Origin of the sequence: Labilibaculum sp. K2S, assembly GCF_030372765.1 — a bacterium.
Lineage (GTDB): Bacteria > Bacteroidota > Bacteroidia > Bacteroidales > Marinifilaceae > Labilibaculum.
Map to the genome: position 1 here is coordinate 688,238 of NZ_JAUCMW010000001.1, position 21,411 is coordinate 709,648.

Sequence of the window (21,411 nt, forward strand, 5' to 3'; positions counted from 1 at the left end):
TACGCATATGGATTTAAAAAAGTATACCGAAACAGCCTTGACGACACTTAAGCAATTGATTTCTATTCAATCTTACAGTAAACAGGAAAATCAAGCTGCAGATGTAATGGAGCAGAAACTAACTGACTTTGGATATCAGGTACACCGTAAAGGAAATAATGTATGGGCTTTCAATAAGGATTTTGATGATAAAAAGCCGGTTTTGTTGCTGAATTCTCATTTAGACACCGTAAAACCTTCTGAAAAATATACCAAGGATCCTTTCAATCCGGAAGTGTCCGACGGCAAATTGTATGGGTTGGGCAGCAATGATGCAGGGGGATGTTTGGTTTCTCTGTTTGCAACATTTTTAGCGCTGGAAGGTACTGATCAAGATTACAACCGTGTTTTTGTTGCTTCCGCAGAAGAGGAAATATCAGGAACCGGAGGTTTTGAGCTGGTACAAGATGAAATAGGACGAATTGATGTTGGAATTGTAGGCGAACCAACATTGATGGAAATGGCCATTGCCGAAAAAGGATTGATGGTCCTGGATTGTGATGCTATTGGTGTTCCCGGACATGCTGCCCGTAACGAGGGTGTCAACGCAATATCTATTGCAATGCGCGATATAGAATGGCTTCATTCTTATAAATTCGCTTTGGAATCTGAGATGCTGGGCGCAGTAAAAATGACAGTAACACAAATCAATGCAGGAAAACAGCACAATGTAATTCCATCATCCTGCAAATTTGTGGTTGATGTTCGTACGAACGAGCATTATTCAAACGAAAAGGCATTTGCTATCATCAGCGAAAAGTTGGAGAGTAAAGTTTCAGCCCGATCGTTTAGAATGAATTCTTCAGGAATACCATTGGAGCATCCTTTAATTCAGACAGGATTGAGCTTGGGAATGAAATATTACGGTTCTCCAACCACATCCGATCAGGCTATTATGAAAGGATTTCCAACCTTAAAATTGGGTCCCGGAGATTCGGCCAGATCTCATACGGCTGATGAGTTTATCTACATCGATGAAATTGGGCAGGGAATCGAAAAATATTATAACTTGTTGAACGGTTTGAAAATACAACCTGAAATAAGTTAAATAAGAAGTAAGAAACGGATTAAACAATACGATACACTAACACCTAACTTTAAAGAGAATTACTATGAAACTTTGGGACAAAGGCGTAAAAGTTGACAAGAAAATAGAACAATTCACTGTTGGAATGGACCGGGAATTAGATATACAACTTGCGCCCTTCGATGTATTAGGATCTCTGGCGCACATTGAAATGCTCGAATCCATCGGATTATTGGAGAAAACAGAATTGAAATTGATTCAGGAAGAATTACGAAATATTTATTCTTCGATAAAAAACAATGCCTTTGTTATAGAAGATGGTACGGAAGATGTTCACTCTCAGGTTGAATATCAATTGACTTTAGCTTTGGGTGATATTGGTAAAAAAATACATAGTGGCCGATCGCGAAACGATCAGGTTCTTTTGGATTTAAAATTATTCACAAGAAACAAACTCGAAGAAATTGTTCGGGAAGGCAGACTCCTTTTTGATGAGTTGATTGCTAAGAGCAACGAGAATAAAGATGTATTGATTCCTGGATATACTCACTTACAGGTTGCTATGCCATCCTCATTTGGCTTATGGTTTGGTGCCTATGCAGAAAGTTTGACCGATGACATGATGGTGTTGCAGGCGGCTTACAAAGTAGTCAATCAGAATCCATTGGGATCCGGAGCCGGTTATGGCTCATCATTTCCGTTAAACCGGCAAATGACTACTGACTTACTAGGTTTTAGAGATTTAAGTTACAATGTAGTTTATGCACAAATGGGACGCGGCAAAATGGAGTTTACCGTTCTTTCGGCCTTAGCCAATATGGCCATGACAATTGGTAAATTAGCCATGGATGCCTGTTTGTATAACTGTCAAAACTTCAACTTTTTAAGTTTCCCTGATGAATTAACAACAGGAAGCAGCATCATGCCGCACAAAAAGAATCCTGATGTTTTTGAGTTGATTCGGGCTCATGCAAATGCATTGCAGATGTTGCCGGCACAAATTCAGGCAGTAACCTCAAATCTTCCTTCCGGATATCACAGAGATTATCAGCTAACAAAAGAGTTCTTTATGCCAGCTTTCGATAAAATGATTGCTTGTCTGGAAATGACACGAATCATGCTTTCCGAAGTTAAAATCAATAAAGATGTTTTGAAGGATGAGCGTTATAAGTACATGTTTACGGTGGAGGAAGTCAACCGAATGGTACTCAATGGTGTTCCTTTCCGGGATGCTTACAAAAAGATCGGACAAATTGTGGAAGAAGGTACTTTCGAATACGAAGGTAAAGTGAATCATGTTCACGAAGGAAGTATCGGTAATTTATGCAATGATAAAATTGTAGATAAGATGAATGAGATTTTCGTTGGTTTTAATTTTAACAAAACCAAAGAGGCTTACATGAACTTATTAAATAGAATATAAATAGAAGTGACTAGTACGGAGTAGTTAGTACAAGAAAATATAAAATATTTCAGACTGAACTAATTACTAAAAACTATTCACTAAGCACTAAAAATATTAACCATTTTATAGAACTTTTATGTCAGGAGAGACAAAAGCCAAATTAATTTTACAGGATGGATCGGAGTATATCGGAACATCTTTTGGGTACCAGGAATCCATTTCCGGAGAAATGGTGTTTAATACTGCCATGACAGGATATCCGGAAAGTTTAACGGATCCTTCGTACCGGGGACAAATTCTGGTTAGTACATTTCCACTGATTGGAAATTATGGAGTACCGGGAACACTTCAGGAAGATGATTTGTTTCGTTTTTATGAGTCGGAAAAAATTCAGGTGTCTGCATTTATTGTATCAGATTATACCGAGGAATTCAGTCATTGGAATGCGAGTTTAAGCCTTGGTGACTGGATGAAACAACACAAAATACCAGGAATTTATGGTGTTGACACCCGTGCATTAACTAAAAAGCTTCGCGAACAAGGCAGTATGCTTGCCAAAATTGTGTTTGAGGGCAAAGAACCTGAATGGAAAGATCCAAATTTGGAAAACCTTGTGGCTCAGGTAAGCACATCAGAAAAGATTGTTTACGGCAATGGTAAGCACAAAGTATTGTTGTTGGATTGTGGTGTGAAAAACAATATTATTCGTTGTTTATTAAAAAGAGATACCACAGTAATCAGAGTTCCACACGATTACGATTTTACTCAGGAGCAGTACGATGGATTATTCATATCCAACGGCCCTGGTGATCCAAAACAAAATACAAAAGCAATCGCCAATCTAAAAACTGTTTTTGGTCAGGATACACCAATTATGGGTATTTGTCTGGGAACACAATTAATGGCTCTGGCTGCAGGCGCTGATACTTATAAGTTGAAGTACGGACACCGCAGCCACAATCAGCCGGTTGTATTGAAAGGAAGCAAGCGTTGTTTTATCACTTCTCAGAATCACGGATATGCCATTAATATGGATACGTTACCAAAAGAATGGGAGCCGTTGTTCGTTAATGCGAATGATGGCACATGTGAAGGATTAAAGCACACAAGCAAACCATTTTTTGCCTCTCAGTTTCACCCGGAAGCTTCCAGTGGTCCAACAGATACCGAATTTCTGTTCGATGATTTCATTAAGATGATCGAAGAATATAAAGGTAGAAGTTAATAAAGAGAAAGTTTAAAGTTAAAAAAAGTCCCGTTTGTACTTTTTCTCCCTTTCAGGGGAGATGTCCGAAGAACAGAGGGGTGTTTTTAAGAAAAACAATTATCAATTAACAGCCAAAAGCGATAAGCTAATGGCTCTCAGCTTAAGAAAAATGATAAAAGACAACATAAAGAAAGTACTGGTATTAGGTTCTGGAGCACTTAAAATTGGAGAAGCAGGGGAGTTTGACTATTCTGGATCACAGGCATTAAAAGCAATGAAGGAAGAAGGTATTTATACGGTACTTATCAATCCCAATATTGCCACGGTACAAACGTCGAAAGGAATTGCCGATCAAATTTATTTTTTGCCGGTTACACCTTATTTTGTAGAACAGGTTATCTTAAAAGAAAAGCCTGATGGAATCCTTTTAGCTTTTGGAGGACAAACTGCATTAAACTGTGGTATTCAGCTTTTCAATGCCGGATTACTAGAGAAATACAATCTTCAGGTTTTGGGTACTCCAATCGAGACCATTATTAAAACTGAGGACAGAGAGATATTTGCCAACGAACTTCGTGGAATCGATGTGAAAACACCACAGTCATTTGCTGTTGAATCGATTCCTGAAGCATTAAAAGCCGCTGAAAAACTAGGTTTTCCAATTATTGTTCGTGCTGCCTTTACTTTAGGTGGGCAAGGAAGTGGATTCTGTTCAAATATGGCAGAATTGGAGAAATTGGCTGAAAATGCCTTATCCTATTCTAGTCAGATATTGGTTGAGGAATCACTAAAAGGATGGAAAGAAGTAGAGTATGAGGTGGTTCGTGATGCATATGACAACTGTATTACAGTTTGTAATATGGAAAATTTCGATCCGCTGGGAATCCATACAGGAGAGAGTATCGTTATTGCACCCTCGCAAACACTAACCAATTCGGAGTACCACAAACTAAGATCATTAGCCATTAAAATTATTCGTCACTTTGGCGTAGTGGGAGAGTGTAACGTTCAGTATGCTCTTGATCCTAATTCGGAAGATTATCGTGTAATTGAGGTGAATGCCCGTTTATCAAGATCATCTGCATTGGCATCAAAAGCAACTGGTTATCCGTTGGCCTTTGTTGCCGCTAAACTTGGTTTGGGCTATGCTTTGCACGAGCTTAAGAATGCTGTAACAAAAACAACAACAGCTTGTTTCGAACCTGCATTGGATTACGTAGTTTGTAAAATTCCGCGTTGGGATTTAAATAAGTTTGAAGGCGTAACCAAAGAGATTGGTTCCAGCATGAAGAGTGTAGGAGAAGTAATGGCCGTTGGTCGTAATTTCGAGGAAGCCGTTCAAAAAGGTTTGCGTATGATTGGCCAGGGAATGCACGGATTCGTTGGAAATGTTCATTCAAAGTTCGACGATGTTGATCGGGAATTAACTCATCCAACAGACATGCGTATTTTCTCTATCGCGCAAGCTTTTGAAAAAGGATATTCCATTGACAAAATACATGATCTTACCAAAATTGATAAGTGGTTCCTAAGCAAGCTGGAACACATCACAAAATTGAAATGGGATCTTCAGAAATACAATAACTTACAGGAATTACCTGACGCTTTACTTAGAGCAGCAAAAGTATATGGCTTTTCCGATTTTCAGTTAGCACGCTTTGTTTTGAAACCAGAGAGAACTGATATGGAATCGGAACTTTTAGAGGTGAGAAAACATCGTAAAGCAAAAGGAATTGTTCCGGTTGTTAAACAAATTGACACACTTGCCGCCGAGTATCCTGCACAAACCAACTACGTTTATTTGACTTACAGTGGTGATGAAAATGACATTACTTATGCAGACGACAATCAATCCGTTATTGTGCTGGGTTCCGGAGCCTATCGAATCGGGTCTTCCGTTGAATTTGACTGGTGCAGTGTAAATGCGCTGAACGCAGTAAATAAAGAAGGATTACGATCGGTAATGATCAATTACAATCCGGAAACGGTAAGTACCGACTACGATGTGTGTGATCGTTTGTACTTTGATGAACTTTCTTTCGAAAGAGTATTGGATATTATCGATCTGGAATCACCCCGCGGTGTAATTGTATCGGTTGGAGGACAGATTCCTCAGAACCTTTCGATGCGTTTGCACAAGGCAGGTGTAAAAGTCTTGGGAACATCTCCTGAATCGATTGACAGAGCTGAAAACCGCCAGACGTTTTCAGCTATGCTTGATGAATTGAAAATTGATCAGCCTAGATGGAATGAGTTGACAAGCAAAGAGGCAATTAATGACTTTATTGATGAAGTAGGTTTTCCTGTATTAATCAGACCAAGTTATGTGCTTTCCGGTGCTGCAATGAATGTGGTTTCGAACAAGGATGAATTAGGCCATTTTCTGGATTTAGCTGCGCAGGTATCGAAGCAGTATCCGGTTGTTGTTAGTGAATTTATTCAGGAAGCAAAAGAGATCGAGTTCGATGGAGTAGCTAAAAATGGTGAAATTATTATTGATGCCATTTCGGAACATGTTGAGTTTGCCGGAGTGCATTCGGGAGATGCTACTTTGGTATTTCCACCACAAAAACTGTATTTCGAAACCATTCGCAGAATTCGTAAAATTGCTGGTAAAATTGCAAAATCGCTGAACATTACCGGACCTTTTAATATGCAGTTACTGGCAAAGGATAATGACATTAAGGTTATTGAGTGCAACCTGCGTGCAAGTAGAAGTTTTCCTTTTGTTTCGAAGGTAATGAACTTTAATTTTATCGAAACTGCCACTCAGGCTATGTTAGGAGTTAACATTCCAAACAATTTACCTTCGATGTTCGAGTTGGAGCATATTGGGATAAAAGCCTCTCAGTTTTCCTTTTCAAGATTGTCGAAAGCAGATCCGGTTTTGGGTGTAGATATGTCGTCAACCGGTGAAGTTGGCTGCATAGGAGCTGATTATTACGATGCGATATTAAAGGCAATGTTATCAGTAGGTTACCGCATACCGAAGAGTGCAATACTAATCAGCAGTGGTCCCATTCGCTCGAAAGTAGAACTTTTAAAAAGTGCGAAGATGCTTGAAGAGAAAGGACACAAATTGTATGGTACCAGAGGGACTGCAAAATTCCTGGAAGAGAACGGTGTTACTATCGAAAGTGTAGGTTGGCCTGATGAAGATGTTGAAGTGACTGCTCACAATTTAATTAAAGAGCGCAAAGTTGATTTGGTGATTAACATCCCCAAAAACTTAAGCAAATCGGAGTTGAATAACGATTATCTGATCAGAAGAACTGCGATTGATTTGAACATACCATTAATAACCAATGCTCGTTTGGCTTCAGCCTTTATCTATTCATTCTGTAAAAAATCGATAGAGGATTTAGGAATTGACAGTTTCAGCGATTACGTAGATAAAAAGCAGGATTGGTAAAATATAACTTTTGGTGCTCTCACTTTAAGTGAGGATACCAATTCTTTTAAAAGCTTATTGCTTTTCAGCAATTTGCAAACCTGATAGCATTGTAATACATTATATTATTTTAGCCCCGGCAGTTTTTAAAACCTGTCGGGGCTTTTGTATTGATTGTATTTGTGATACAGATGAAATACCGGCAATTACATTCTGTACTGCCACAATCCCCTTACAATGAAATAAGAATTTCCCTACCTATAGGGAAGGTCTTTCCCTTGCACAAGGGAAAGGTATTGTCTGGTGCAAGGGAAAGCTTTGGAGTAGTACAAGGGAAGAGTATTGCGTAACACAAGGGAAAAGTTTGGAGCAGTGCAAGGGAAATTATCCGGGTGATACAGGGGAGTTTAATAAGCAAAATAAAAGCCGGATCAACCGGCTTTCTATGTACTATTTTACGCTAAGAGTTTTGTCGTAATACCCAATGGTAAGCTTTTTGTTGTTCTTGGCAATACATCTTACTTGTAATTCGTAATTGCCGGCAGTTAATTCAGGAATTTGAAAAATTTGAGTGCTGTCGGTATTGGTTACATATACCGCAACCCGATATTCTGTGCCATCTTCAGCAATCAGGAATATTCCTTGATTTTCGTCCGAAGTATCCATTTTTAATCGTTTCCCCTTTAATTCACCCACACCATTTGGCTGAAGACTGTCTGTTTCCTGACCAATGGAATGATCCGTAAAGCTATAGATATCGATGATGGTTTTTTTACGATCAATTTTGTGAAGTTTACTCGAATCAGCAACTGCCTTTAGCAAAATACCTGGTGATGATTTAAAATGCAGTTTGTGACGGGATCCATCAAAACTGTCATCCCAATTATTGAACACTCCGGTAATACTTGGTGAAATATTTATTAACGGCGTATTGATGGAATAGCCTTTTTCCAAATTCTCTGTTACCACAGTTTCAATACGCTTAAACATACTCTCAGCTTCGTATGGGGTAATTCCAGTGCCTTCAGCACAACATTCTTTAATTAAGTCTTCGCGGGTTAAAACACCGATTGTAGATGGTTTGGCAATACAGTCGTCCGGAGCATCAGTTAATGCATTTAAATGCAAATAATATTCAATCATTTTAATTAAGGTATTAATTTGTTATTAAAATATCGTTTAAAAATACATCATAATTACATTATGAACAAGTTAAATAATATTAATATGCTAACTTTTTAATTTTACAGAATCATAAAAACTCTTGTATTCCCTTGTATAATTGCAATACAGAAGTTGAAATAAAGTAATTTGAATTCAAAAGGTATTTGGTATCACTTACTGAATAACAGAAAACAAACATAACTGCGTTACTTATTCATTTTATATATATTTTAAATAATAGGAGAGTGATGTTTTATGAATCGAATCAATCATTTGTATTATAAGGCATGTATTTTTATATCAAAAAAATAATGTGTTTAATAATGTTCAATACTAGTGAATATAGTAGTTTGATGAGTATGTAAATTCCGATGTGAGATAATAATTAATAAAGTTTATTGTTTTTTTGGGTTACCTTTTTGCTTTATCGGGAATAAAGGGGTGGTAATTGATTTGTTATTTTGAAAATAGTGAGTATTAAGACTAAATATTCATTCAAAACTTACCCAATCTATTATCAAGTGATAACTATTTAAAAATTTACTTATGAAAACAAAATTTTACTCTTTTTGGGTATGTGCTATTGCTCTTACCCTGGTACCAACATTTAACGCTTTAGCTCAAAAGCGGGAACACATTAAGATCGATCCGAATAATCGAAGCGACAAAAACGAGATGATACTGAAATCATCTGTTGGCAACGACTATGTACTTGATTTTACGTTGAATTCTTACGATCTCAAATGGATTGAATCAGAAAAAGCCTACAAGGTGGAAGCAAATGGTATGGGTGATATTCTTGAAAAAGGGAATCCTGCATTGCCTCGTTTCGCACAGTCTATCATGATTCCTGCCAGTGCCGATATGCAGGTCGAGATCGTTTCTTCAGAGTTTATCGAACTGACCGATATTAAAATTGTCCCTTCAAAAGGGAATCTTACCAGAGATATCGATCCTAAAACAATTCCCTATCAATACGGAGAAATTTATCAGACTGATGCATTTTATCCATCCGTATTAGCTTCGATGAATGAACCGTATATATTACGAAGCGTTCGCGGTCAGGCAGTTGTTGTTCAGCCAATAGCTTACAATCCTGTTCAAAAGAAACTCAGGATTTATACGCACATTGAAATGAAGGTGAGTCCAAGCGGAAGAATGTCAACAAAAAATGTAATGTCAGGCACAAAATCGACTACTACAGATAATGGTTTCGAAAAAATCTATCAAAACCATTTTTTAAATTATACCAGTAACAGCACCAAATACACAGCTCTTAATGATGCCCCGGGAAACATGTTGATTATCTGTTATGACGATTTCATGGACGAGATGGCTGATTTTGTGACTTGGAAGAAACAAAAAGGAATATCAGTTGAAATGATTGCTGTGAGTACAATTGGTAATGCTTCGGCAATTAAAACCTATGTGAGCAACTACTACAACACTCATGGGCTAACCTATCTTTTATTGGTAGGCGATGCTCCGCAGGTTCCTACATCATATACCAGTGCCGGCGATTCTGACAACAACTATGGTTTTATCGTTGGTAATGATCACTATATCGACATTTTTGTTGGTCGGTTTTCTGCTGAAAATGCAGCTCAGGTAACAACTCAGGTTGATAGAACCATTCATTACGAGAGAGATGTTACTACCGCTGACACATGGCTGTCTTCAGGAGTAGGAATTGCATCCAACGAAGGTTCCAATCCTTCTGATGCTGAACACATGAATACCATCGAAAACAAATTGGAAGGGTACGGATATAGTATCTCCCGCTGTTATCAGGATGGAGGAAGTGCAAGTCAATTAACCAGTTTGCTGAATTCGGGCAAAAGTTTAATCAATTATGTAGGTCATGGTTCCAATACCAGTTTTGCGAGTATGGTATATACCAGCACCAATGTAAACAGCCTGACCAACAATAACAAGCTTCCCTTTATTTTCGATGTGGCTTGTGTGAATGGAAACTTTAAATCAATCACCTGCTTTGCCGAAGCATGGCTAAGAGCCACAAACAATGGTGTTCCTACAGGAGCTATGGCAATTTGTGCTTCTACCATTAATCAATCGTGGGTACCGCCAATGATTGCCCAAACCGAGATGAATGACATTTTAGTGGAAAGTTACGCCAATAATATTCGTAGAACCTTTGCCGGTTTGGCTTTGAATGGAATGTTTAAAATGGTAGATGTTTACGGATCGGGAGGAGAAACCATGTTGGATACATGGACCATATTCGGAGATCCATCCTTACAGGTTAGAACCAAAACTCCCGGCAGTCTGCAGGTAAGTCATGCAGGCACCATTGCTCCCAACAGCAATCAATTAGCAGTTACCTGTGCAACCGACGACGCATGGGTTTCGTTGACTTTAAACGGCGAAATTTTGGGGACAGCAAAAACCAGCAGCGGAACAGCAACAGTTTCTTTCAGTCCTTTGCCTGCAAGCGGAACAATAAAAATTACAGTATGTGCCTATAATAAAATACCTTATGTGGCAAATATAAATATTTCAGGATCAGGAGACACCGATGTAATTGCCAATTTTACGACAAACAAAACCTCCATTTATGAAGGAGAAAGCATTAGTTTTACTGATTTGTCATCAAACAATCCAACAGCTTGGAACTGGTCTTTTACAGGCGGAACACCATCGGTAAGCAGTACGCAAAATCCAAGCGTAATTTATGCTGCAGAGGGAACCTATTCTGTTTCTTTAACTGCGTCTAAAACAGGTAGTACAGATACAAAAACAGTTACTGATCTGATTACAGTAAGTACTCCAATTCAGCAAGATTACTGCGAAGCAACAACAAACGGATGCAGTTCATATGAATATATTTCAGGTGTGATATTTGAAACAATCAATCAGACTTCTGTTTGTAATAAATATTCAGATTACACATCTCAGACAGCTTCGGTAGAGCCAGGTGGGAGTTATGCAATAACCATTAATATTGGTCGTCCGGATTCACGCAATTATGTAACCGTTTGGTTCGATTGGAACCGGGATGGTGATTTTGAGGATGCAGATGAAGAATATGCGTTAAGTTATAGTATTAGTGGTGGACTAGGCCAGGCAGTAGGTGCCATTTCGGTTCCAAATGATGCAAGTTTGGGAACAACAAGAATGAGGGTTCGTGTTACCTATGACACAACACCTTTGGCTTGCGGCAATACAAGCTATGGCGAAATAGAAGATTATGGAATACAAGTACAGGATAGCAGGAGTGAAAGAGAACGCGCTATTGCTGACAATGTAACAATCAGCCTCTATCCCAATCCAGCCAGTGATTCTTTCAAAATAGAATTCAACGGCATTTCAACCCAGCTGACTGTTAAAATTGTTAACCTTACGGGAAGTGTAATTCGAAGTTTTAAGATGGATGTTTCAAAAGAAATTGATGTAAGTGGTTTGAATACAGGAATGTATATGGTTCAAGTTGATGCAAATGGCAAAAGCTGGACTAAAAAATTGATTGTAAACCGATAAATTGATATGCTTTACAATTCAGAACTGTTGAGATTCCCGCTCAGCAGTTCTTTTTATTTTGATGATTTGTTGAAATGTAATTTAACCGTTATTTCTTTTATTATTATTAAATTTAGCTTTTCAATAAAAAACGAATTTAATGGTAAATTATCTATACAAAATTAAGTTGAAAGTACGCGATTACGAATGCGACATTCAGGGAGTTGTGAATAATTCCGTCTATCAGAATTATTTAGAGCATGCACGTCATGAGTTTTTAGAGTCCATAGGAACTAATTTTAAAACATTGCATGAACAGGGAACAGATGCTATGGTTTCGAGAATCGAGATAGATTACAAAACTTCACTAACCAGCGGCGATGAATTCGAAGTGCGCTTAAGTATTGAACGGGAAGGAGTGAAGTTGGTATTTAATGAGGATATCTATCGTTTATCTGACAACAAGCTCTGTGCAAAGGGGAAAGTATATACAATATGTCTGGTAAATGGTCGTCTTTCCAAAGGAGAAGTGTTTGATGAACTGTTTTCTGAATATCTGGCTTAGATAAAAGGAATTTTGTTACAAAAAAAGGATCAGCAACCAACTGATCCTTTTTAAAACTAAATTTTAACCTTAATCTCAATCTATGATAAAACTACTTATTTTTATTTCCTTTTGTCTACATTACAAATGTAAGGCAATGCATGGTTAAGAGCTGCTAAGGAACGTTAAATAAGATTAAAAGAATACTGTATCCGCGATAGAATCCTATCTGCCAATTCGCAATATATAGCTTGGTTTACTATTTTTTTTTGATTTCTTTCAAATCTTTCTATAACTTGCGAGTAAGAAAACCTTCCGTTATTAAATACCACCAAAATTTCAGGACATCACAATTGTAACGTATAGCATGCTTCGCGCGTCTATACTTAAGTATTGTGAAATTCTAAATTGAAAATCATGTTTGATCTTGATAAGTGGCAGGAAATTTTTGAAACCATTCGAAAAAACAAACTTCGTACTATTCTTACCGGCTTCAGTGTATCCTGGGGTATTTTCATGTTAATTATTTTACTGGGATCGGGTAATGGTCTGCAAAATGGTGTTTTGGATCAATTCAAACAAGATGCCGTGAATAGCCTCTGGATTTACAGTGGTAGAACCAGTATGCCATTTGATGGCATGAAGGCTGGCCGAAGAATTCAATTTACTAATGATGACTATGAAAAAACAAAAAATTCTGGTTTAGATGTTGATAAAATAAGTTCAAGATATTCCATTTTCAGGAATAATTTAATCTCTTACAAAACAGAGTTTGTCAATTACAATATTATTGCAGTTCACCCTGATACAGAGACTTTAGAAAGCACTTCGAATATAAAAGGACGTTTCTTAAATGATATAGATGTCAAGAATTTTAGAAAGGTAGTAGCTATAAGTACTGTAGTTGAAGAAGCCTTGTTTAAAAGAGAAGATCCTATTGGTAAATACGTGAAAATAAACGGAATTCCATTTCAGGTTGTAGGAACTTTTACAGATTACTCAGAAAGGGATCTGCAACGCGTATATGTTCCTATATCTACGGCTCAAAAAGTATTTAACGGAGCCAATCGAATATCAAACATGTCCTTCACAACAAATACTCCGGATATTGAATCACTTCAGGCCATGGAGCAATACTTAAGAAAATCATTTGCCGCCCGGCATAAATTTGACGTTACAGATAGAAGGGCTATGTGGATCAATAACAATATGGAAAACTATCAACGGACAATGGCTCTGTTTTCCGGAATTCGAATTTTTGTATGGATAATAGGCGTATTTACAATTATAGCAGGAATTGTCGGAGTCAGCAACATCATGATAATTGTTGTGCGTGAGCGTACCAAAGAAATAGGTATCCGCAAAGCATTGGGAGCTACTCCAAATTCAATAGTTGGTTTGGTGTTACTGGAATCAGTTTTAATTACCAGTGTGGCCGGATATATTGGCTTGGTTCTCGGGGTAATACTCTTGGAAGTGCTGGCACCACATACTCAAATAGAGTTCTTTATGAATCCATCGGTTGATTTAAGTGTTGGCATACAGGCAACCTTGGTACTGGTTTTTGCCGGACTGCTGGCTGGTTTTTTTCCGGCTCGGAAAGCCGCCAATGTTCGACCAATAGAAGCTTTGGCTCACGAATAAAATACTAATCTGAAAAATTTAACAGGATGTTTGATCGAGATAGATGGACTGAAGTATACATGGCTCTTAAAAGCAATAAATTAAGAACCTTTTTAACTGCATTTGGAGTTTTTTGGGGAATTTTTATGCTCATTATTATGCTGGGTTCCGGGAAAGGACTTGAAAATGGTGTGTATTATGGAATGGGGGATTTTGCAACTAATTCAGTTTTTATCTGGACCCAACCAACAAGCAAACCCTATAAAGGATATAAGCAGGGGCGCAGGTATCATTTTACAAATCAAGATACTAAAGCAATTTTAGATAATATTCCTGAAGTAAAACTGTTAGCTCCAAGAATTCAGGCTCGTGGTGGTGATGGAGATAATAATGTTATCAAAGGTTTAAAAACCGGAGCTTTTAGTATTCTTGGTGATGTTCCTGAAGTGAACTTAATTGATCCGGTAATTATAACCAATGGGCGATTCCTGAATCAGGTTGATATTAATAATACAAGGAAAATTGCCGTAATTGGAGAAAGGGTGATTGAGGTATTGTTCGAAAAAGATGAAAATCCAATAGGCGAATACATTAAATTGAATGGTGTTTACTTTCAGGTGGTTGGAACCTTCAAATCCATGCACAATCAAGGATGGGGCGAATGGCAGAATCAATCTATTTTTATACCGTTTACAACGCTTCAAAAAACATATAATTATGGGAATAGGGTCGGTCATTATTCCATTACATCTAAAAGTGAATATACTGCAACCTTTGTTGAGGAGAAAGTTAAGGCTTTACTTAAAAGGCGTCACTCAGTTCATCCGCATGATGATCGTGCCATAGGCAGTGAGAATATAGAAAAGGAATTTATTAAAATCAACAATTTATTTATTGGTATAGCAGGATTAATTTGGATTGTAGGCATAGGAACGCTTATTGCCGGGATAATTGGAGTCAGTAATATTATGCTTTTTATTGTGAAGAAGCGCACAAAAGAAATCGGAATTCAAAGGGCTTTGGGAGCTTCACCATCTGTAATTATTAGTTCTATTTTAACTGAATCGGTTGTTTTAACCGCAATCGCTGGATGGTTCGGACTCGTTTTTGGAGTTATTATTTTGGAACTCATAAATAAAGCCATTCAAAATAGTGGTGGCGATAATTCCATGTTTACAAATCCAGAAGTAGATTTTAATGTGGCAATGATTGCTCTGGGAATTTTAATTTTCGCTGGAATTTTTGCAGGGATAATTCCAGCTAAACGGGCAATGGAAGTTCGTCCGATAGAAGCAATACGTGATGAATAATTGAAGAACTTTACTTTCATTCGTAAAACAGCTTCTGTAATTTTAATTGCAGAAGCTGTTTTTTTGATCAATACATCCTGAAAACTTGCCATTACAGATGTTTTCTTTGTTTTTTAGTGGAGGAAATTTACGGATTGGTGGAATCAATACTAACACTCGGAGAAGTTTTTCTTTATTAATTCGTATAAACTTGCAGTATTATTTTGTTTAATATCAGCAAGTTATGATGGCTTTTGCTTCGTGTTAAACAACAAAAAACAATATTTGAATGGTTTGTGGAACCAACCATATTATTTGTATTTTTTGTAGATTTACTTTTGCGAAGGAATATCGATAATATATATAATAATTAAATGAAAAGACCTTTACTCCTTGTTGTACTTTTTTTAATATTATTTACATCGGTTGTAATGGGAACATTTAGCCGATTATCGGCTAGTAGAAATTTTATAGATAATGTTTTCCCTGAACTCCTGTCACTTCCCAGTACACCTCCTCCTGCACCGACAAATGATTTGCCATGTAATGCAACACCTCTTTCAGTTAGTTCAACTTGTTCATTAGCTCCATATAATAATATTGATGCTACTGATAGTTGGGTTACTGATAATACGATACCTGTTCCTTCATGCGGAAGTTATAGTGGCAGCGATGTTTGGTTTACTGCTGTTGTTCCAAGTTCCGGTGAAATGGTAATTTTAACATATTCTGAAAGAACAGCAGGGTGGCTCGACAAAGTAAATTTTGCAGTATATAGCGGATCATGTACAGGTTTAACTGAAATAGGCTGTTATACTCCAACCAGTTCAGGCTTGTATATTACAACTGCTGTACTTTCTGGTAGAACAGCAGGAGAAATTCTCTACATTAGGGTATACGATCAAGAAAATACTATAGGTAATTTCCAAATTTGTGCTTCGGGTCCATGTGGTGATATTATTGCTAATGCAGGTTTAGGAGGAGAATCCTGTGATTTAAATTTTAAATTTAGTGGTACTGCACCAGTCAATGGAACAGGTACCTGGTCTATTGTTTCAGGTCCAGGCACTGCTAGCTATTCTACCAGTCCTGCTGATCCTGTCGCTACAGTTTCTGTAACAGCACCTGGCACTTATAGATTTGCATGGACTGTTGATAGTGGAACTTGTACAGATGCTGATTCGATAAATGTTATTTTTAGTCAGCCCGTTTTTTCGGCTCCGGAGGATGACAAAGATCTCTGTAATACTTTAAGCAGCACACTAACAGTATTTAGTGCGAGTGTTGGGAATCCAGAATGGAAAAAAACTTCAGGTCCGGGTATTGCTCATATAAATACGCCAAACTTATTTACTTCTAATGTTGATGTTACAGAATATGGTGTTTATGTATTCACATTAACAGTTACCAATGGAACTTGTTCTGCTTCAGATGATTTAACGATTGGTTTCTATGAAGAACCAACCGAGGCAAGTGTTGCCGGATCCATAAGTAATTGCGGAACATTAACAAGTGATCCTCTTGGTGGAAATACGCCTACAGTTGGAACAGGTGAGTGGTCTAAGATTTCAGGTCCCGGAACTGTTAGTTTTAGTAATATCAACTCAGGGAGTTCAACTGCAACAGTTAATGCATATGGCACATATGAATATCAGTGGAAAATAAGTAATGGATCTTGTACTGCGAGTGCAGTAACTTTAACAGTTACATATTTCGATCCTCCAACTGCTGATGTCGGTACAGGAGGCGATGAATGTGATTTGGATTTTTCCTTATCTGCAGTACCGAGTATTGGAACAGGAACATGGACAAAGACAGGTGGTTCAGGTAATGCTGTTTTTTCACCAAATGTTAATTCTCCAAATGCAACGGTAACTGTTGATGCCTACGATGCTTATCAGTTTACATGGTCAGAGATTAGTAACGGTTGTTCAGATGATGATACTGTGGGTGTCAACTTTTTCGAGCAACCAATAGCCGATGCCGGCACAGGAGGTGATGAATGTGGTTTGAATTTTATTTTATCGGCAGTGGCTAGTTCAGGTACTGGAACCTGGACAAAAACAGGTGGTTCAGGCAATGCTGTTTTTTCACCAAATGTCAATACTCCAAATGCAATGGTAACGGTTGATGCCTACGATACTTATCAGTTTACATGGTCAGAACTTAATAATAGCTGTACGGATAGTGATGCAGTAAGTGTCAACTTTTATGAACAACCAGTTGCAAATGCCGGTTCCGGAGGAAATGAGTGTGATTTGAATTTCACTTTGTCAGCAAGCGCAAGTTTAGGTATAGGAACCTGGACGAAGACAGGTGGTTCAGGTAATGCTGTTTTTTCACCCAATGCCAATACTCCCAATGCAACAGTAACAGTAGATGCCTACGATGCTTATCAGTTTACCTGGACAGAGATTAGTAATGGCTGTTCAGATGATGATACTGTGGGTGTCAACTTTTTCGAGCAACCAGTTGCAAATGCCGGTTCCGGAGGAAATGAGTGTGATTTGAATTTTACCTTATCGGCAACAGCAAGTGTTGGAACAGGAACGTGGACAAAACAAACGGGTACCGGAAATCTTAGTTTCGCTCCTAATGCCAATGATCCAAATGCGGTAGTAACCTCAGATACTTACGGAAGCTTTACATTGAGATGGACAGAAGTAAATGGAAGCTGTTCCGGTTTTGATGATGTAGTTGTTAATTTTTATGAGCAGCCAATTGCAAATGCCGGCTCTGGGGGAAATGAATGTGATTTGGATTTCGCCTTATCTGCAACACAAAGTGTTGGAACAGGAACTTGGACAAAACAAACGGGTACCGGAAATCTTAGTTTTGCACCCAATGTCAATGATCCAAATGCTGTTGTAACTTCAGATACTTACGGAACCTTTACATTAAGATGGACTGAAGTAAATGGAAGCTGTTCCGGTTTTGATGATGTAGTTGTTAATTTCAATGAGAAACCAGTTGCTAATGCCGGCTCCGGGGGAAATGAATGTGATTTGGATTTCACTTTGTCAGCAATCGCAAGTTTAGGTACAGGAACTTGGACGAAGACAGGTGGTTCAGGCAATGCTGTTTTTTCACCAAATGTTAATTCTCCAAATGCAACGGTAACCGTTGATGTTTACGATACTTATCAGTTTACATGGTCAGAACTTAATAATAGCTGTACAGATAGCGATGCAGTAAGTGTTAACTTTTATGAGCAACAAATAGCTGACGCAGGTTCTGATGGAAATGAGTGCGGTTTGAATTTTACTTTATCCGCTGTGGCTGGTGTCGGGGTAGGAACATGGTCACAAATATCAGGACCTGGTACAACACTATTCAGCAATATTAATTCCGGCACTTCAATGGCTATTGTAACTGACTACGGAACTTACATTTACAGATGGACAATTAGTAATGGAACTTGTACACCATTAAGCGATGATGTTACAGTAAATTTCTATGAAACACCAACAATAGCCACAGTAGGAACAGATCAGGACATTTGTGATGCCAAAGTTAGTTATGCATTACTTGGAAATACTCCAAGTGTTGGTATTGGTTCTTGGTCACAAGTATCAGGTCCCGGCACAACTACGTTTAGTAATGTTAATTCCGGTGGTTCAACTGCAAGCGTAAGTGAATATGGCATCTACGTATACAGATGGACAATAAGTAATGGAACCTGTACTTCCAGTAAGGCTGATGTAACAGTAACTTACTTTCAAAAACCATCTCTCGCAAGTGTTGGGGGAGATCAGAATCATTGCAGTAATCTTTCAAGTACGAGTTTAGGTGGTAATACTCCTTGGGTCGGAATTGGTTCTTGGTCTCAGGTATCAGGTCCCGGTACAACATCATTTAGCGATGTTAATTTTGGAAATTCAACAGCAACTGTTAGTCAATATGGAACATACACTTATAGATGGACTATCATCAATGGATCTTGTGCTTCATCTGAAGCGGATATTGTAGTAAATTTTAATGAAGAACCAACCGCTGCAAGTGTTGGTAGTGATCAAAATTATTGTGACGGATTAATAAGCGGAAGTTTGGGAGGAAACACTCCGACAATAGGAGTTGGTTCTTGGTCTCAGCTATCAGGGCCCGGCACAACAACTTTCAATGATGTTAATGCCGGAACCTCAAATGCTGCAGCAACAGATTACGGAACCTACATTTACCGCTGGACAATTACCAATGGCATATGTGTTAGTTCAGATGATATCACCGTTAATTTTAATCAAACTCCAATTTCATATGCTGGTGCAGATGATAATATTTGTGGGGGCAACAGTTATACTATTTCCGGCAGCAATTCTGCAAATGGCCCCATTGTATGGAGTACCAATGGCAACGGAACATTTGATGATAACACCATTGATAATCCGACCTATAATTTTGGAATTGGCGAATCGGGTATTATAACGCTTACAAAAACGGTTGAGAACCCATCTTGCTCTTCAGTTAGTGATGATATGATCATAACATTTTCGCCGGAGCCAATAGCCAATGCAGGTTTAGGAGGTAATGAATGTGATCTTGATTTCAGTTTATCCGCAACAGCAAGCGTTGGTATAGGAACATGGACAAAGACCAGTGGATCAGGGAATGCAGTTTTTTCACCTAATGCGAATACTCCCAATGCTATTGTAACTGTTGATGTCTACGATACTTACCAGTTTACCTGGACAGAAGTTCGGGATGGTTGTACAGATAGCGATAATATAAGTGTAAGTTTTTATGAGCAACCCATCGCAAATGCAGGAGTTGGTGGTGATGAATGTGATTTAGATTATGATCTTTTGGCAACACAAAGCTCAGGTACCGGAACATGGACAAAAGAATCCGGTCCGGGGAATCTTAGTTTTTCTCCTGATGCGAATGCACCCGATGCAAAAGTTACGGCCGATAGTTATGGATCCTATAAATTAAGATGGACAGAAGCAAATGGAGCCTGTTCGGAATTCGATGAAATAATTGTTAATTTTTATGAGCAACCGATTGCAGATGCCGGAGTTGGTGGTAATGAATGTGATTTAGATTTTATTTTTAATGCAAAACCAAGTGCAGGATCAGGGAAATGGACACAAGTATCAGGCTCAGGAATATCAAGTTTTTTTCCAAATAGTAGTTCTTCCAATGCTGCCGTAACTGTTAGTGATTTTGGATCTTATCAGTATTTGTGGACTGAAACGAATGGAAATTGCACTGATTCTGAAATGATTGATGTTAACTTTTACGATCAGCCAGCAACAAATGCAGGTGTTGGTGGAAATATGTGTGGTTTAACATTTTCTTTATTGGCAACACCAAGTTTGGGTACTGGCACGTGGACCAAAACTTCCGGTAATGGCAACGCAAGTTTCTTCCCAAATCCCAATTCCCCGAACAGTGCAGTCACTGTAGATAGTTACGGAATATATTCATTTAGATGGACAGAAGATAATGGTACATGCTCTGCAAGCGATGAAGTTGTTGTTAATTTCTACGAACAACCAATCGCTGATGCCGGCTTTGGAGGGGATCAATGCGGACTTGAATATTCTCTTGCAGCAACTTCAAGCGCAGGAATAGGAGTTTGGACTAAAATATCAGGAGTTGGGAATGTTACCTTCACTCCAGATGCTAATTCTCCTAACGCCACAGTCATGGTTGATGCGTATGATAGCTACCAGCTTATGTGGACCAAAACAAATGGTGACTGTACCGATAATGATGTTATTGATATTACTTTCGAGGAACAACCGATTGCTAATGCCGGTATGGATATAAAAATGGAATATTCTGACCGGGCACAGTTAGGAGCTGTTTTGTCAACTGCAGGTATCGGCGAATGGACTGTAGTAAGTGGTTATGCTAATTTATTTGATCAGTATTCTCCAAATACTGAAGTAGATAAATTAGGAATAGCTGAAAACATTCTTCGATGGACAGAAACAAATAAATTCTGTAGTGATTATGATGATGTGAAATTAACAGTAGACAAATTGTTCATTCCTACGGTAATAACACCTAATGGTGATGGTAAAAATGAATTTTTCATGATTAGTGGTTCTGATAATTTAGAGAATATTCAATTAACTATTTTTAATAGAAATGGGGTAGAGATATACACCGATTCAAATTATAAAAACGATTGGAACGGACTGGATCGAAATGGAAATGAATTAGTGACGGACACTTATTTTTATGTGCTGAAAATAGAAACAAAAAAGGTTTTTAAAGGATGCATTGTTATAAAGAGATAG

The 21,411-nt window shown here is 38.0% G+C and carries 10 protein-coding genes; 9 read left to right on the plus strand and 1 reads right to left on the minus strand.

What is annotated here, in order from left to right; genetic code table 11:
- Nucleotides 1-7: 7 nt before the first annotated feature.
- From QUH73_RS02645 to carB, 4 genes are all read left to right on the plus strand, one after another.
- Nucleotides 8-1,087, plus strand: coding sequence for a M20 family metallo-hydrolase (locus tag QUH73_RS02645; RefSeq protein WP_289528929.1), 1,080 nt, complete (start codon nt 8-10; stop codon nt 1,085-1,087).
- Between the two features lie 64 nt (nt 1,088-1,151).
- Nucleotides 1,152-2,489 (plus strand): argininosuccinate lyase, encoded by a 1,338-nt coding sequence (argH, locus tag QUH73_RS02650; protein ID WP_289528930.1) that lies wholly within the window; start codon nt 1,152-1,154, stop codon nt 2,487-2,489.
- Between the two features lie 118 nt (nt 2,490-2,607).
- Nucleotides 2,608-3,696 (plus strand): glutamine-hydrolyzing carbamoyl-phosphate synthase small subunit, encoded by a 1,089-nt coding sequence (gene carA, locus QUH73_RS02655; RefSeq protein ID WP_289528931.1) that lies wholly within the window; start codon nt 2,608-2,610, stop codon nt 3,694-3,696.
- A gap of 130 nt (nt 3,697-3,826) precedes the next feature.
- Nucleotides 3,827-7,090, plus strand: a complete 3,264-nt coding sequence (gene carB, locus QUH73_RS02660; protein WP_289528932.1) for a carbamoyl-phosphate synthase (glutamine-hydrolyzing) large subunit — start codon at nt 3,827-3,829, stop codon at nt 7,088-7,090.
- Nucleotides 7,091-7,519: 429 nt separating this feature from the next.
- On the opposite strand, the gene QUH73_RS02665 is transcribed toward carB, so the two are convergent.
- A complete protein-coding gene (locus tag QUH73_RS02665; RefSeq protein WP_289528933.1) occupies nt 7,520-8,212 on the minus strand; it encodes a DNA-binding domain-containing protein in 693 nt (230 codons plus the stop codon).
- A 567-nt stretch (nt 8,213-8,779) separates the two neighbouring features.
- Here QUH73_RS02665 and QUH73_RS02670 point away from each other — a divergent pair.
- The 5 genes from QUH73_RS02670 to QUH73_RS02690 all read left to right on the plus strand — a co-directional run bounded on the left by QUH73_RS02670 (nt 8,780) and on the right by QUH73_RS02690 (nt 21,411).
- Nucleotides 8,780-11,731, plus strand: coding sequence for a C25 family cysteine peptidase (locus QUH73_RS02670; protein ID WP_289528934.1), 2,952 nt, complete (start codon nt 8,780-8,782; stop codon nt 11,729-11,731).
- Between the two features lie 139 nt (nt 11,732-11,870).
- Complete coding sequence (locus QUH73_RS02675) at nt 11,871-12,275, plus strand: acyl-CoA thioesterase (protein ID WP_289528935.1); 405 nt, start codon at nt 11,871-11,873, stop codon at nt 12,273-12,275.
- Between the two features lie 396 nt (nt 12,276-12,671).
- Entirely contained in the window at nt 12,672-13,898 is a 1,227-nt protein-coding gene (locus QUH73_RS02680) for an ABC transporter permease (protein WP_289528936.1), read from the plus strand.
- Nucleotides 13,899-13,924: 26 nt separating this feature from the next.
- Nucleotides 13,925-15,187 carry an ABC transporter permease gene (locus QUH73_RS02685; RefSeq protein ID WP_289528937.1) on the plus strand — a complete coding sequence of 421 codons (1,263 nt, stop codon included), beginning with the start codon at nt 13,925-13,927 and terminating at the stop codon, nt 15,185-15,187.
- A 410-nt stretch (nt 15,188-15,597) separates the two neighbouring features.
- Nucleotides 15,598-21,411 (plus strand): gliding motility-associated C-terminal domain-containing protein, encoded by a 5,814-nt coding sequence (locus QUH73_RS02690; RefSeq protein WP_289528938.1) that lies wholly within the window; start codon nt 15,598-15,600, stop codon nt 21,409-21,411.